General features: G+C 62.1%; 15 protein-coding genes. 1 reads left to right on the top strand and 14 read right to left on the bottom strand.

Going from position 1 to position 13,657, the window contains the following annotated elements; translation table 11 throughout:
- Positions 1–71 precede the first annotated feature (71 nt).
- The 6 genes from NKJ11_RS15085 to NKJ11_RS15060 all read right to left on the bottom strand — a co-directional run bounded on the left by NKJ11_RS15085 (position 72) and on the right by NKJ11_RS15060 (position 4,818).
- Entirely contained in the window at positions 72–935 is an 864-nt protein-coding gene (locus tag NKJ11_RS15085; RefSeq protein WP_352610600.1) for a quinoprotein dehydrogenase-associated SoxYZ-like carrier, read from the bottom strand.
- Positions 936–1,052: 117 nt separating this feature from the next.
- Positions 1,053–2,024: a quinoprotein relay system zinc metallohydrolase 2 gene (locus tag NKJ11_RS15080; RefSeq protein WP_352793681.1), complete on the bottom strand. Its 972-nt coding sequence runs from the start codon at positions 2,022–2,024 to the stop codon at positions 1,053–1,055.
- Between the two features lie 34 nt (positions 2,025–2,058).
- The gene (locus tag NKJ11_RS15075; protein ID WP_023810391.1) at positions 2,059–2,799 is read right to left on the bottom strand and encodes an ABC transporter ATP-binding protein; all 741 of its coding nucleotides are present in this window, start codon (positions 2,797–2,799) and stop codon (positions 2,059–2,061) included.
- Entirely contained in the window at positions 2,768–3,592 is an 825-nt protein-coding gene (locus NKJ11_RS15070; protein WP_128303314.1) for an ABC transporter permease, read from the bottom strand. The genes NKJ11_RS15075 and NKJ11_RS15070 overlap by 32 nt, the downstream gene beginning before the upstream one ends.
- Positions 3,589–4,575 carry an ABC transporter substrate-binding protein gene (locus tag NKJ11_RS15065; RefSeq protein ID WP_352793680.1) on the bottom strand — a complete coding sequence of 329 codons (987 nt, stop codon included), beginning with the start codon at positions 4,573–4,575 and terminating at the stop codon, positions 3,589–3,591. Before NKJ11_RS15065 ends, NKJ11_RS15070 begins: the two co-directional genes overlap by 4 nt.
- 33 nt (positions 4,576–4,608) lie before the next feature.
- Entirely contained in the window at positions 4,609–4,818 is a 210-nt protein-coding gene (locus tag NKJ11_RS15060; RefSeq protein WP_023810394.1) for a hypothetical protein, read from the bottom strand.
- A 363-nt stretch (positions 4,819–5,181) separates the two neighbouring features.
- On the opposite strand from NKJ11_RS15060, the gene NKJ11_RS15055 reads away from it, so the two are divergent.
- Positions 5,182–5,562: a c-type cytochrome gene (locus tag NKJ11_RS15055; RefSeq protein WP_023810395.1), complete on the top strand. Its 381-nt coding sequence runs from the start codon at positions 5,182–5,184 to the stop codon at positions 5,560–5,562.
- A 47-nt stretch (positions 5,563–5,609) separates the two neighbouring features.
- Here the strand turns inward: NKJ11_RS15055 and gph are convergent, their stop codons facing one another.
- From gph to tkt, 8 genes are read right to left on the bottom strand one after another with little or no spacing between them, the layout of a single operon-like run.
- Entirely contained in the window at positions 5,610–6,311 is a 702-nt protein-coding gene (gene gph / locus NKJ11_RS15050) for a phosphoglycolate phosphatase (protein WP_352440185.1), read from the bottom strand.
- On the bottom strand, positions 6,308–6,865 hold the full coding sequence (locus tag NKJ11_RS15045) for a thioredoxin family protein (RefSeq protein ID WP_023810397.1): 558 nt from the start codon (positions 6,863–6,865) through the stop codon (positions 6,308–6,310). The genes gph and NKJ11_RS15045 overlap by 4 nt, the downstream gene beginning before the upstream one ends.
- Positions 6,866–6,886: 21 nt before the next feature.
- Positions 6,887–7,573: a ribulose-phosphate 3-epimerase gene (rpe, locus tag NKJ11_RS15040; RefSeq protein ID WP_352793679.1), complete on the bottom strand. Its 687-nt coding sequence runs from the start codon at positions 7,571–7,573 to the stop codon at positions 6,887–6,889.
- A 59-nt stretch (positions 7,574–7,632) separates the two neighbouring features.
- Complete coding sequence (gene cbbX, locus NKJ11_RS15035; RefSeq protein WP_023810399.1) at positions 7,633–8,571, bottom strand: CbbX protein; 939 nt, start codon at positions 8,569–8,571, stop codon at positions 7,633–7,635.
- Between the two features lie 7 nt (positions 8,572–8,578).
- On the bottom strand, positions 8,579–9,013 hold the full coding sequence (locus NKJ11_RS15030) for a ribulose bisphosphate carboxylase small subunit (protein ID WP_013532057.1): 435 nt from the start codon (positions 9,011–9,013) through the stop codon (positions 8,579–8,581).
- Positions 9,014–9,031: 18 nt separating this feature from the next.
- Positions 9,032–10,525, bottom strand: coding sequence for a ribulose-bisphosphate carboxylase large subunit (locus tag NKJ11_RS15025; RefSeq protein ID WP_013532056.1), 1,494 nt, complete (start codon positions 10,523–10,525; stop codon positions 9,032–9,034).
- A gap of 21 nt (positions 10,526–10,546) precedes the next feature.
- A complete protein-coding gene (gene fba / locus NKJ11_RS15020) occupies positions 10,547–11,626 on the bottom strand; it encodes a class II fructose-bisphosphate aldolase (protein WP_023810402.1) in 1,080 nt (359 codons plus the stop codon).
- A gap of 11 nt (positions 11,627–11,637) precedes the next feature.
- Positions 11,638–13,650 carry a transketolase gene (gene tkt / locus NKJ11_RS15015; RefSeq protein WP_352793677.1) on the bottom strand — a complete coding sequence of 671 codons (2,013 nt, stop codon included), beginning with the start codon at positions 13,648–13,650 and terminating at the stop codon, positions 11,638–11,640.
- Positions 13,651–13,657: the final 7 nt, after the last annotated feature.

Genomic DNA, 13,657 nt, shown 5'->3' with positions numbered 1-13,657 from the left:
CCTCGCGAAACGAACTCCACTTTCGGGATCGAGCTGGCAAGCAGCCGGCATTACGGCGCAAGAGGGATACTTCAGAGACCTGCTGTCTCCAGGGGCCACTGATTGCGGAATGTCTTGCCATCCGTGTCGATCGCTTCCACCTGGATTTCGCCGTTGCCGTGCACGCTGAAATCGAACCGGAAATTGGGGTCTTCCGAAATCGATATTCCACCTTCCATGGAGAGGATCGGCCGGCCGGCTTGGGAGATCGACAGTTTCTGGACAAAATGGGCCGGTATGAAATACTGGGTCAGCGGATCCCGCTGCAGGCCCGAATTATTAGGGTGCCGGATCATCAACTGCAGTTCCTCGGTCTTGGTCATCGTCTCTTTGGGCGGGAACTGGCGCAGCTTCATCTGACCCATCGTTGCGTTGGCCTCGTCCTGGTTCTTGACCGCAGGGGCGGAGCATCCGCCTGATGCCTTGACGAAGGTCTGCATCATATGGAGTTGGCCGCTCTGCGTCTCAGCGATGGCACGCAGATAGGAATAGTCGTTGACGCGCACGCGCGTCGACAGATGCGTCACGCCGGCATCCTTGCCGAGCTGGAACGTTGCCGCCACCGGTGCAGGGTTGGCATCGATGATCAAGGTAACGGATTTGATGCCGTCCGGCGCCTTGGCTGGATCGAGATAGATGTCGACGGGCACGATGGCGGCATCCTGCGCCCGCTTCGGCGCTTCGATCCTGACGACCCCGGTATCGACCAGAATTGCCCGATCGCCGAACACGTCGCCCTTCAAATCCTGCCAGATCCTATCCGAGGACGCGGTTGTTTGCTGTGCGCTGGCGGTTCCCGAGGAGCCGAGCAGCGTGCCGATGGCCAAGATGATCGCGACGAAAACGGATGCGAGCGGCAAAGCGAGCTGCCGGCTCGAGTAAGCGTGATTTTGCATTTCGATGCCTCCACCAATGCAAGAGAGGTGGTGCCCAGGCTGCGTTGAGGATAAGCCTTTGGCGACACCTTGGCAAATCGCCGTGCGTTACAGGTACCTGACGCGTGTCGGCATCGTCTATTCCCATTCGAGTTCGGCAAATGCGGCCGTTGCGTTGCGCTCGTTGTAATCGTCGAACAGGTGCCAATTATCCCGTTCGGTTTCGCCCGCGGTTTTAACTGCTTCGCGCAGCGGCGTTCCGTCGGCGATCGCCTTTCGGATATCGCGCGCCAGAATCTCGAAATAGCGTCGCTCCTCCGCCAGCGCCTGTGGCCAGTCGGCCGTTACAGGACCATGACCTGGAACGACGCGCGCGGCGTCGATCGCGGTGAGCGCATCCATCTGGCGGAGCCATCCAAGCAGTGATCCGTCGAGCGTCGGCAAGGAGCCTATGAACACGAGATCGCCGGCAAAGAGCGTTCTGGTCGCGGGATCGAACACGGTCAGGTCGTTGTCGGTGTGCGCCGCCTTCCATGCGCGCAGTTCGATCATGCGCCCGCCGAGGTCGAGTTGCAGGTGATCGTCGACCAGCATGGTCGGCGACACGATCTCGATCCCCTCCATCAGCGCCTCGCCAAGCTGTTCGCGATAGTTGTGCAGATAGAATGCACCACGCGCCTCGAGAGCACGCGGCAGATTGCGGTGACCGACGATGGTCGCGCCGATCTTCCGGAATGCCGCATTGCCGAAGATATGGTCGGGATGCATGTGGGTGTTGACCAGGAAGCGAACCGGCTTTGCTGTCAGCTTTCCGATCGCGGCGAGAAAGGCGTGCGCCTCGATCAGGCTGCCACCGCTGTCGATGACGGCAACCACATCGGTGCCTATGACGGCGCCCAGATTGCAGATCGCACCGTCGTTGGCGGCGGTCATCAACTCATCCGCGCCCTGGAAGGCGAAGACGCCGTCGGCGATTTGTCTGACCGAGAACCGCAAGCTGCCGCCTGCGGCCAGAGCGGCTCGTCCGAGGCAGCATGGCAGCAAGGCGGCGCTGGCGGCGGTGCAGGCGAAGCCACTCACAAGCCTGCGTCTTAGCAGATCAACCGACATGAAGGCCTCCGATATGCATTTCGCCTGCTGGCGATCAGGTGACGTCCGGAAATCTATGATGGAACGACCGCAGAAGGTCGCTCATCACCTGCGAATTGCGATGTTGCCGTGGCAGCCGTACGTCGAACACGCCGAGCACATGGGTTGGCCGCGGCGCGAGCACGATGATGCGGTCCGACAGCATCAGTGCCTCGCGTAGATTGTGCGTCACCATCAAGGCGGTCGTTGGCCGTGCCGACCACACGGTCAAAAGCAGATGCCGAAGCCGCTCGGCGGTCTGTTCGTCGAGCGAGACAAAGGGTTCGTCCAGGAAAAGCACCGCCGGCTCGGTCGCGAAAGCCCTGGCAAGTGCTGCCCTGCGCGCAAGGCCGAGCGACAGTTCGGCAGGATAGAGCGAGCGCATACCGGCGAGGCCGAGCGTGTCGAACAGCCTGTCGAGATTTTTCGCTCTCAAGCTTTTCGGCAACGCCAGCCTGACATTCTGTTCCACCGTTCGCCACGGCAGCAGGGTCGGTTCCTGGAATACGGCGGCGATGCGGTTCGAACCTCCTTGCGGCAACTGGAAGGAGCCGGAAAAGTCTTTGTCCAAGCCAAGCAGGATACGCAGCGTCGTGGTTTTGCCGCAGCCTGACGGTCCCAGCAAGCAGGCGAATTCGCCTTGCCGGACCTCGAAGGAAAGGTCCTGAAGCGCCGTGATCGAGACGCCTCGCGCGGACCTGAAGGTCTTTTCGGCGATGTCGACCTTAAGCGGGACGACGGCGCCAACGGGTTGCATGTCGTTCAACGGGCTGCACCAGGAGAAGTTCAATGACAAGCATCACCGCCACGAAAGCCAGCGTGTAGGCAAGAATGGCGGCGACATCGAAGAGCTGGAAATAGAGATGGATCTGGAAGCCGACACCGTTCGAGCGGCCGAGCAGTTCGACGACCAAGACGATCTTCCAGATGAGGGCGATGCCGGATCGCGATGCGGCGGCAAGATAGGGCTGCAATTGCGGCAGCAGGATATGGCGGATGCGTTCAAGGCGGCCGAAGCGATAGACGGTGGCCATTTCGGCGTAACTTGGATCAAGCGCCCTGGCGCCTTCGCGCATCGTCACCACGACATTCGGGATCTTGTTCACCGCCACCGCGCCGATCGCCGCCGCCTCGTTGAGGCCGAACCAGATGTAGCCGAGGACGATGACCACCAGCGCCGGGATGTTGAGGAACAGGATCACCCACGGGTTGAAAAAATGGTCGACACGACGATGGCTGCCGAGCAAAACGCCGATGACGGATCCGATGATCATTGCGACGATATATGCCGCGGCGACCCGGCCGAGGGTCACGCCGAGATGGTAAAAGAGATCGCCGTTCGCAGCCTCCCTGAGAAGCACCTGCCAGACCTGCCCAGGTCCTGGAAAGGCACGGCTTGGCCAGACGCTTGCCGCAAGGTTCCACAGCAGGCAAAGCCCGAGCAGGGAAACCGCTACGGTCAGCGCGGGCACCAGTGCCATCGCCAGGCTACGTCGGCCGGACATGCTCGGCGGGGCATCACGCGTGCCGCCGGTTTCCAATGCGGTCATTTCCGGGGTTCCTGCCAGAATGTGCCGGGCGCCATCTCCGGTGCGCTGCCGACCAGCTTCGCGCCGCCGATCGCCGCCAGCACATGGTATAGCCTGCCGGCGTCGGCCGCTTCCTCGGCGACCGACCGTCTGGGAATGCCCTGGCGGTAGCGATCGCGCAGCTTTTCCAGTTCCTTGCCTTCCGCGCGAATGATCGGCGCCAGGCGCAGCCATTCGTCATCGGATCTGGCCAGCAAGTCCTTGGCTTGCGCGGACGCCCTCACGAAACCCCTGACGGCATCCGGGTTCTGGTTCGCCCATTGGTCATGGAAGACGTAACCGAGCGCCGAAACGGGTCCCAGAGCCCCGAGCGTCTTTGCCGCGTCATTCACGCCGATCAATCGACGGAAGCCATTGGCCTCGAGACGCGCGCAAAAATGCCAGAAATTCAGCACTGCATCGAGTTCGCCCTGTATCGCCTTTTCCGAAATCAGTGGCGGCGCGCCAAAGACGATGTCGCTGGTTGCCGACAGGTCGACGCCGACATCGCGTCTGGTCAGCGCTTGTATCAGCAGCCAACTCTTGTCGAGCGGGCCGCCGGCGACGCCGATCTTCTTGTCCTTGAGATCGGCGACCGTCCGGATCGGCGAATCCTCCTTCACCATGATCGCACCCACCGCGGTCGAATAGGGGGTCAATGTGAGGTCGCCGCCTTCGGAGCGCTGGCGCGAGACCCACAGCCAGTCGGAGACGATCATATCGATCGCGCCAGCCAGCATCGCGACGTTGGTTGCATCCTCGCCGGCGAAGTCGATGATCTCCAGACCGATCCCGTTCGCGGCATCGAATTTGTGCTGCCTTAGCGTATCGAGTTCCCAACTCACGGTTCCAAACTTCAGCACACCGAGGCGAATCCTGGCTGCCGCAACGCCCGGCCTGGTAGCAAGAACAGCGGCTGTCCCGAGAACCGCCAGACGCAACGTCATGCGCCGTGAAACCATCATGACACCTCCTCCCCAGGGTTCCGCGCTGCCAAATCAAATGGCTCGTTCCTTGTTTGGAAATGCGCATTTCCAGCGCATGACCTTGAGGGTCGGGTGTTCTTGGGACCATTTCGCGATTTCGCTGGGGGCAAGGATCATGCATTGGAACAGAGTGCCGCGGCTCTCGAAATAGAGATGTTCGTCTCGGCAATTGCTCGGATTGGCGCTGAGGCAAACCGTCAATATGAGATCGACCATGTCCATTCAGCACCTCTTGCGCGTTCCCAAACGCTCATCCCGGCGAGCTCAGCCCAACCAGAAGCGAGGGCAAAATCACCGTTTGCCGGATTTCCCGAGGTGCCAATGGAGAAACCGGAGTGAGGTCAAGCTACGCGCTCGCCGGATCACCGTCAACAAAGACGAATGGACGGGTCTGTTGAGCACCCAGGCCTCTAAACCTTTGTACGATTGACTTTCACAACATGCCAATTAGCTTCTGAATCACGCGGCGCGGCTCCACGGGAGAAGCGGATATTCCACACCACCGCGTAAGGCGCATGCCGACGGATCAAAGGATCGGCATGCGCAAATCGTCCAGGGCACCCAGACGATCAATGAGGAAATGCCATGCGCGCAATCGCATTTTTCGCAGTCATGTCCGTTGTGCCCTTCATCGCGAGCCAATCCCAGGCACAGGATGCGGCGGCGGGTGAGAAGGTCTTCGCCAAATGCAAGGTCTGCCACGTCGCCGACCAGGACAAGAACAAGGTCGGCCCGTCGTTGAACGGCGTCATAGGCCGAACGGCTGGAACACACCCGGGGTTCAGCTATTCTCAGGCGATGGTCGCGGCTGGCAAATCCGGCGTCAAATGGGATGAGCCCTCACTGAAGACCTATCTTCACGATCCCAAGGCCATGGTCAAAGGAACGAAGATGGCGTTTGTCGGCCTCAAGCAGGACGAAGACATCGCCAATGTCATTGCCTATCTGAAGCAATTCTCGAAATAGAGCGCAGCCGGCCGTTCGAATTTGCGTTCGGCCGGCGGACGCCTCAATCACGCATCGGCTTGCAGCCTCTGCATTGCCGAAGGCAGATCGAAAAGGCTGTCGCAAACAAGGTCGGCGCCAAGCTCTTCCACCGGAATGTGGCTGTAGCCGCCGCGCAACAGAATGACGGGCAAGCCGGCGGCGCGTGCGGCGCCCAGGTCAGCGCCACTGTCTCCGACCAGCAGCGCGTCACCGGCGTCGACCCCAAGCTGTGCCAACGCCAGCAGCAGGGCATCGGGCGCCGGTTTCAGGAATGTCACCGCGTCTCCGCCAACGATGGCGCCGAAATATTCCGTCAATCCGAAATGAAGCAGGATTTCGCGGGTCGCCAACTGCGGTTTGTTGGTTACCACCCCCATGCTTACCCCGCCCAAATGAAAGTGGGTGAGAGCCTCCCTGACGCCAGGCATCAGCCTTGTCAGGCCGGTCAGATGCCGGCGGTAGATAGGCGCCATGACGCGGTTGGCCTCATCGAGAGCGTTACCGAGCAGTGGCGCTCCCGACGCCGCGAAGGCTCGCTCGATCAATTTCCTGACGCCGCCGCCGATCATGGCCGTGACCTGATCCAGGCGCAGCGGCGGCAGATCGCGGCTGGCCAGCAATTCGTTGACTGCGGCCGCTATGTCCGGCGCCGAGTCGACCAGCGTGCCGTCGAGGTCGAACAGGATCGCCTTCGGCGATCGAAGCGGCCTACCTGCGCCGACGTTCATGCGGCATCCTTCCACTTGATCGAGCAGCCGATCGAGGCGATCTGGTCCAGCGGCCCGTCGCCGGTTCGGGCAACCTGCTTCATCGCCTCGAACAGATCGCGTCTCAGCCCGGGCGCTCCGGCTTCTCGTCGCGAGGCGTCCAGCCGACCGCGATATTGCAGTCCCAACTCGCTGTTGAACCCGAAGAAATCGGGAGTGCACACGGCTGCGTAATCGCGCGCCACAGTTTGGTGCTGGTCGTGCAGGTAAGGGAAGCTGAAGCCGCTCGTCGTGGCGAATAGCTTCATTTGGTCGAAGGAATCCTCCGGGTAGGCATCGGCATCGTTTGAGTTGATCGCGACAAAGCCGATACCTTCGGCCTTGAGGTCGTTGGCATCGCGCACGATACGTGAAATCACCGCCTTCACATAAGGGCAGTGATTGCAGATGAAGGCCACGACCAGGCCGTTCGGGCCGGCCTGGCTGAAGATCGAATGCGACCTGCCGTCGACGTCAGGCAAAACGGCATCGATGGCGCGCCAGCCGAAATCGCAGACAGGGGGGACGGCCGCCATGCTTGCCTCCGATGGAATGGTTTACGCGGCTTTCCGGATCGCACCGTCGGCCGCCTGTCGGATGGTTCCAATGTTGGCGCGATAGGCCGCCTCGGTGCCCCCCTTGAACACGGCCGACCCGGCGACCAGCACATTGGCGCCGGCCGCGGCGACCAGCGGGGCGGATTCGGCCGTGACGCCGCCATCGATTTCGATGTCAATCGGGCGGTGGCCAACCAGTGCCTTGATTCGCCTGATCTTCTCGATGACCGCGGAAATGAAGGCCTGGCCGCCAAAGCCTGGATTGACCGTCATCAGAAGCACCAGGTCGAGCCTGTCGAGCACATATTCGATGGCGCTCTCCGGCGTCGAAGGATTCAGCGATACGCCGGCCTTCTTGCCGAGATTTTTGATCGCCTGCAGGGAACGATCGAGATGCGGCCCGGCCTCGGCGTGCACCGTGATGATGTCGCAGCCGGCGTCGGCGAAGGCGGCCAGATAGGGGTCGGCCGGCGCGATCATCAGATGGCAGTCGAAGACTTTGTCCGTTCGGTCGCGGATCGCCTTGATCACCGGCGGACCGAAGGTGATGTTGGGTACGAAATGCCCGTCCATCACGTCGAGATGGATCCAGTCGGCACCCGCCCGCACGACAGCTTCGACCTCGTCGCCGAGCCGCGAGAAATCCGCGGAAAGCACGGAGGGTGCGATGATTGTCCTGGTGACCATGGTCGTCGTCTCCAATCCTGTCTGCGCTGTTGGTCTCTGCGCCAGCCGGCTTCATCCCGTCAGCGCATCTTCGTCTCCGGTTCGCCTTCGAGTTTCCCTTCCGCGAACACGCGGCTGCCGCGGATGTCGGATTCCTCGATGGTGACAAGATCGGCCTTGGTCAACACCCTGCTGCGCGATGCGAAAAGCCGGTTGGCCTGCCGCAGCCGTGCCCGATCGAGCCCATTGCGGACCGAACGCGCGTTGGAGAAATGCGGCAGCCTCATGCGGATCGGAAGATACTCTTCGAGCGCACGGGATGCCGCCTCGCTGAGGCGATAATTCTGCTCCGCGAGCATAATCTCGGCGATTGATTTCAGTTCGCTGACACCATAGTCGGGGAAATCGAGATGGTGGGCGATGCGCGAACGCATACCGGGATTGCTGTCGAAGAAGCGGTCCATCTTGTTCTTGTAGCCGGCAAGGATCACAACCAGATCGTCACGGTTGTTCTCCATGCACTGCAGCAGGATTTCGATCGATTCCTGGCCGTAGTCGCGTTCGTTCTCGGGCTTGTAGAGATAGTACGCCTCGTCGATGAAAAGCACGCCGCCCATGGCACGCTTGATCACCTCGCGGGTCTTGGGCGCGGTGTGGCCCACATACTGGCCAACAAGATCGTCGCGCGTCACGGCGACCATGTGGCCTTCGCGGACATAGCCCAGACGATGCAGGATTTCGGCCATCCTCAGCGCCACGGTGGTCTTTCCGGTGCCGGGATTTCCCGTAAAGTTCATGTGCAGCGTCGGGGCGCCCGAGGTCAGCCCGAACTTGCGGCGAAGCCGGTCGACCAGGAGGAGAGCGGCGATCTCGCGGATGCGGGTCTTGACCGGCTTCAGGCCAACGAGTTCACGGTCGAGCTTGTCCATCACCTCGTCGATGTTGGAGGCCTCGAACTCGGCCTGCAGATCAACCGTCGCGTCCTGTGCGGCAGCGTCCTTGGTCATCGCGTTCAGCATGGTTCAGCTAGCTCCGCTCGCCCTCGGGCCTGTCGGTCGCATAAGGCACGATCGAATAACCCTGGCTGCGGCCGTCGCGCTCCTGGCGCAGCAGCCGGAACCCGGGTTCGCTGGGCGGCCGGTTGACAATGAACGACATGCGCGGCGCTTCCCAGCCCTTGGTCGAATCGAAGGCGGTTACCCGCACATACATGTTCGGACAGGCTTTCCGGCAAGCATTGACCTCGAGCAGTATGCCCGCCGGATCTTTCAAATCGAACATCGGGTTGCCGTACATTTCCCAGTAGGTGTTTCGCGGATGCGGATCGTCCGTGTACTCGACGCTGACCGCCCAATGGTTCTTCAGCGCGTATTTGATCTGCGCCGAAATCTGCTCATCGGTCAGGTCTGGCAGGAACGAGAACTGTCCCTGCGTGACCTTGTTTCCCGGATTGGTCATCATGACGATGGTTCCTTTCGTCTAGAAGCTGGGCGTTGCGGTTGGCACGAAGTCGGCCGTGTCGGTCGATTCGTAGTTGAAGGTGACGTCCTTCCAGGTCTCCAGGGCAGCCTTCAGCGGCGTGCACCATCTGGCCGCCTGTTCGAGGATCTTGGTCCCTTCGCGCAAATAATCGCGCCCCTCGTTGCGGGCCAGGATCATCGCTTCCAGGGCGACGCGATTGGCCGTCGCGCCTGCCTGGATGCCGTCCGGATGGCCGATTGTGCCGCCGCCGAACTGCAGGATGACGTCCTCGCCGAGATAGTGGATCAACTGATGCATCTGGCCGGCATGGATGCCGCCCGAGGCGACGGGCATCACCTTGTTGAGCGAGGCCCATTCCTGATCGAAGAACAGCCCGGTTTCGAGGTTCTGCGGCGTGCGCTCCTCACGCAGCGTGTCATAAAATCCCTTGATCATGAGCGGGTCGCCTTCCAGCTTGCCGACCACAGTGCCGGCATGGATGTGGTCGACGCCGGCCATGCGCATCCATTTGCAGATGACGCGGAAATTCATGCCGTGGTTCTTCTGGCGCGAATAGGTCGAGTTGCCGGCACGGTGCAGGTGCAGGATCATGTCGTTGCGGCGTGCCCACTTGGCCATCGACTGGATCGCCGTGTAGCCGATGACGAGGTCGATCATGACGATGCAGGAGCCAAGCTGCTTGGCGAATTCGGCGCGCTCGTACATCTCCTCCATCGTGCCGGCGGTGACGTTGAGATAATGGCCCTTGACCTCGCCAGTGGCAGCCGACGCCTTGTTCACGGCCTCCATGCAGTAGAGGAAGCGGTCGCGCCAGTGCATGAAGGGCTGCGAGTTGATGTTCTCGTCGTCCTTGACGAAATCGAGGCCGCCCTTCAGCGCTTCGTAAACGACGCGGCCGTAATTGCGGCCCGACAGGCCGAGCTTCGGCTTCGTCGTAGCGCCGAGCAGCGGCCGGCCGAACTTGTCGAGCCGCTCACGCTCCACCACGATGCCTGTCGCCGGCCCCTGGAAGGTTTTGAGGTACGCGACCGGGATACGCATGTCTTCCAGCCGCAGCGCCTTGACTGCCTTGAAGCCGAACACATTGCCGATGATCGATGCGGTCAAATTGGCGATCGAGCCCGGCTCGAACAGGTCGAGGTCGTAGGCGATGTAGGCGAAGTACTGTTGTTCGGTCTTGGTTCCGGGACCGGTGTTCGGCACCGGCTCGGATCTGAACGCCTTGGCGCGGTAGAGCTCGCAGGCGGTCAGCCGGTCGGTCCACACCACGGTCCACGTCGCGGTGGAGGATTCGCCGGCGATGGCGGCCGCCGCCTCCTCGTGGTCGACGCCCGGCTGCGGCGTGATCCGGAACATGGCGATCAGATCGGTCTCCTTGGGCCTGTAGTCAGGCTCCCAATAGCCCATCTTCTTGTAGGGGATGACCCCTGACTTATAGCGTTCCTTGCCTTCCTTGAGCGTCCCCGCTGGCAGTATGTCGATCTTGTTCATGACAGGTCTCCTGTTTGTTGCTCAGGCGGCTTTCGCGGTTGCGATATGGGGGTCGAGTTTTCCCGCGGCGTAACGTTTCGCCATCTCGTCCATGGCGATGACCTTGATCTTCGAGGCGTTGGACGCCGTACCGAAGCGCTCGAAGCGGTCCCGGCAAAGGTCGCGCAAGGCATCCATGGCGGGTTTCAGGAATTTGCGGGGATCGAACTCGCGCGGGTCTTCCGTCGCGACGCGGCGGAACTGTCCGGCCATGGCCATGCGGCAATCGGTGTCGATGTTGACCTTGCGCACGCCGTAGCGGATGCCGCGCTCGATCTCCTCGACCGGAACGCCAAAGGTCTGGGGCATCTCGCCGCCGTATCTGTTGATGATGTCCTGCAGCTCCTGCGGCACCGAGGAAGAGCCGTGCATGACCAGATGCGTGTTGGGCAGCTTCTCGTGGATCGCCTCGATCACCTGCATGGCCAGGATGTCGCCGTCCGGCTTGCGGGTGAATTTGTAGGCGCCGTGCGAGGTGCCGCAGGCAATCGCCAGCGCGTCGACCTGGGTTGCAGTCACAAAGTCGACCGCCTGATCGGGATCGGTCAAGAGTTGGTCGTGAGAGAGCGCGCCCTCGGCGCCGTGGCCATCCTCCGCCTCGCTTTGGCCGGTTTCCAGCGAGCCGAGCACGCCCAGTTCGCCTTCGACGGAAGCGCCGACCCAATGCGCCATGCGTGCGACGCGTTCGGTTATGGCGACGTTGTAGTCGTAGCTTGCCGGCGTCTTGGCGTCCGCCATCAAGGATCCGTCCATCATCACCGAGGTGAAGCCGTGGCGGATCGCGGAAAGGCAGGTGGCCTCACTGTTGCCGTGGTCTTGATGGATGCATAGCGGGATGGCCGGGTGGATTTCGGTCAGCGCCTCCATCATCTTGGCCAGCATGATGTCGTTGGCATAGGACCGGGCGCCACGTGAAGCCTGGATGATGACTGGCGCGTCGCAGGCCTTGGCCGCCTCCATGATGGCGAGGCCCTGTTCCATGTTGTTGATGTTGAATGCCGGAACGCCGTAGCCGTGCTCGGCGGCATGGTCGAGAAGCTGGCGAAGGGTGATGCGAGCCATTGTGAATCCTCCTAGATGATGAGCTTCAGCGCCGCTGCAGCAACCGCTTCGGACGTTATGTTGAAATGCCGGTAGAGGTCGGGGGCAGGGGCGCTGGCGCCGAAGCCGGTCATGCCGACGAAAGCGCCGGTCTCGCCGATCCAGCGATCCCAGCCCAGCCGGGCTGCCGCTTCGACCGCGACGCGCGGCGCCGAGCCGAGAACGGCCTTGCGGGTGGCGCTTTCCTGCTCCTCGAAAAGCTCCCAGCACGGCATCGACACGACGGCGACGGCGACGCCATGCTCGGTCTCCAGCCTTTCGGCGGCAGCAACCGCGATCTCGACCTCCGAGCCGGTGGCGATCAGGGTGACGGCGCGGTGCTTTGTCGGCTCGCGCAGGATGTAAGCGCCTTGGCAGGAGCGGTTCTCGTCGCTGTGCGACCGACGCAGCATCGGCAAGTTCTGGCGCGACAGCACCAGGACGCTCGGCCGATCCTTGCTCTTTAGCGCGAGTTCCCAGCACTCCGCCGTTTCGATGACATCCGCCGGGCGGAAGACGTTGAGATTAGGCGTGGCACGCAGCATCGCAAGGTGCTCGACCGGCTGGTGCGTCGGGCCGTCCTCGCCGAGGCCGATGGAATCGTGTGTCATCACATAGATGACGCGCTGGCCCATGAGCGCCGAGAGCCGCATCGCGCCGCGCGCATAATCGGCGAAGCACAGGAACGTACCGCCATAGGGCACGAAACCGCCATGCAGCGCGATGCCGTTCATGGCGGCAGCCATGCCGTGCTCACGAATGCCGTAGTGAATGTAGCGGCCGGCATAATCACCCGGCGCAATGCGGTTCATGCCCTTGGTGATCGTCAGATTTGAATGCGTCAGATCGGCCGAGCCGCCGACGGTCAATTCCGTTGCGCCGTTGATGACCTCGAGCGCCATTTCGGAGGCTTTTCGCGTCGCCACCTTGGTTGCCTTCTCGACATGTTCGCGACGAAAGGCGTCGAGCGCTTTGAAGACGGTGTCGGGCAGTTCGGCGGCGACGGCGCTCTCGAAAGCCTCGCGCCGCGGCGAGGCGGCAAGCCGCTGCTCCCAGGCGCGCCGCATCGCTTCGCCGCGACCGGCAATCTCGCGCCAGGCGAAAAGGATATCATCCGGCACATCGAACGGCGCGTGGGCCCAGCCGATGTTTTCGCGTGTCGCGGCGATCTCTGCTTCACCCAGCGGTGCGCCGTGCGTCTTCTCCGAACCGCCGAGATTGGGGGCACCCATGCCGATCACTGTGCGGCAGGCAATCAGCGATGGCCGATCCGACCGCCGCGCCGACTCGATTGCCGCGGCGACTGCCTCCATGTCGTGGCCGGCGACGCTTTGGACATCCCAGCCGGCGGCCTTGAAGCGCGCCGGCTGGTCCATCGACGTGGAGAGGGAGGTCGGCCCGTCAATGGAAATCGCATTGTCGTCCCAGAAGACGATCAGGCGGGAAAGCTTCAGGTGACCAGCGAGGTCTATCGCCTCGTGACTGATGCCCTCCTGAAGGCAGCCGTCGCCCGCAATCACATAGGTATGATGATCGACCAGATCGGTACCGTAGCGGGCGGCAAGCATACGTTCCGCCAGCGCCATGCCGACCGCCGTGGAAATGCCCTGTCCCAGCGGTCCGGTGGTGGTCTCCACGCCAAGCGCATGGCCGTATTCCGGATGCCCGGCGGTGCGGCTGCCCAACTGCCGAAATCGCTGCAATTCCTCGACCTGCATGTCCTCATAGCCGAGCAAATGATGCAGCGCGTATTGCAGCATCGAGCCGTGGCCGGCTGAAAGCACAAAACGGTCACGGTCGGGCCAGTCCGGCCTCGACGGATCGATGTTGATGAAGCGGTTGAACAGCACCGTTGCGACATCGGCCATGCCCATCGGCATGCCTGGGTGACCCGAATTCGCCTTTTGGACGCTGTCCATCGCCAGCGCGCGAATGGCGTTCGCCATGTCGCGCTCCGAGACGGGAGCGGTTGTGGTGACGGGCTTCAGTGCTGTTTGGCTGGTCATTGCATCC

The organism is Mesorhizobium sp. M0243 (assembly GCF_040321775.1).
Taxonomy (GTDB): Bacteria; Pseudomonadota; Alphaproteobacteria; order Rhizobiales; family Rhizobiaceae; genus Mesorhizobium.
The sequence above is the reverse complement of the archived record's forward strand: the minus strand, read 5'-3'. Positions and strand labels throughout refer to the sequence as shown.

What these genes read in the sequence shown, in the direction of transcription:
- NKJ11_RS15085 (WP_352610600.1), bottom strand. Translation starts at nt 935, where the DNA reads ATGCAAAATCACGCTTACTCGAGCCGGCAGCTCGCTTTGCCGCTCGCA.
- NKJ11_RS15080 (WP_352793681.1), bottom strand. Translation starts at nt 2,024, where the DNA reads ATGTCGGTTGATCTGCTAAGACGCAGGCTTGTGAGTGGCTTCGCCTGC.
- NKJ11_RS15075 (WP_023810391.1), bottom strand. Translation starts at nt 2,799, where the DNA reads ATGCAACCCGTTGGCGCCGTCGTCCCGCTTAAGGTCGACATCGCCGAA.
- NKJ11_RS15070 (WP_128303314.1), bottom strand. Translation starts at nt 3,592, where the DNA reads ATGACCGCATTGGAAACCGGCGGCACGCGTGATGCCCCGCCGAGCATG.
- NKJ11_RS15065 (WP_352793680.1), bottom strand. Translation starts at nt 4,575, where the DNA reads ATGATGGTTTCACGGCGCATGACGTTGCGTCTGGCGGTTCTCGGGACA.
- NKJ11_RS15060 (WP_023810394.1), bottom strand. Translation starts at nt 4,818, where the DNA reads ATGGACATGGTCGATCTCATATTGACGGTTTGCCTCAGCGCCAATCCG.
- NKJ11_RS15055 (WP_023810395.1), top strand. Translation starts at nt 5,182, where the DNA reads ATGCGCGCAATCGCATTTTTCGCAGTCATGTCCGTTGTGCCCTTCATC.
- gph (WP_352440185.1), bottom strand. Translation starts at nt 6,311, where the DNA reads ATGAACGTCGGCGCAGGTAGGCCGCTTCGATCGCCGAAGGCGATCCTG.
- NKJ11_RS15045 (WP_023810397.1), bottom strand. Translation starts at nt 6,865, where the DNA reads ATGGCGGCCGTCCCCCCTGTCTGCGATTTCGGCTGGCGCGCCATCGAT.
- rpe (WP_352793679.1), bottom strand. Translation starts at nt 7,573, where the DNA reads ATGGTCACCAGGACAATCATCGCACCCTCCGTGCTTTCCGCGGATTTC.
- cbbX (WP_023810399.1), bottom strand. Translation starts at nt 8,571, where the DNA reads ATGCTGAACGCGATGACCAAGGACGCTGCCGCACAGGACGCGACGGTT.
- NKJ11_RS15030 (WP_013532057.1), bottom strand. Translation starts at nt 9,013, where the DNA reads ATGATGACCAATCCGGGAAACAAGGTCACGCAGGGACAGTTCTCGTTC.
- NKJ11_RS15025 (WP_013532056.1), bottom strand. Translation starts at nt 10,525, where the DNA reads ATGAACAAGATCGACATACTGCCAGCGGGGACGCTCAAGGAAGGCAAG.
- fba (WP_023810402.1), bottom strand. Translation starts at nt 11,626, where the DNA reads ATGGCTCGCATCACCCTTCGCCAGCTTCTCGACCATGCCGCCGAGCAC.
- tkt (WP_352793677.1), bottom strand. Translation starts at nt 13,650, where the DNA reads ATGACCAGCCAAACAGCACTGAAGCCCGTCACCACAACCGCTCCCGTC.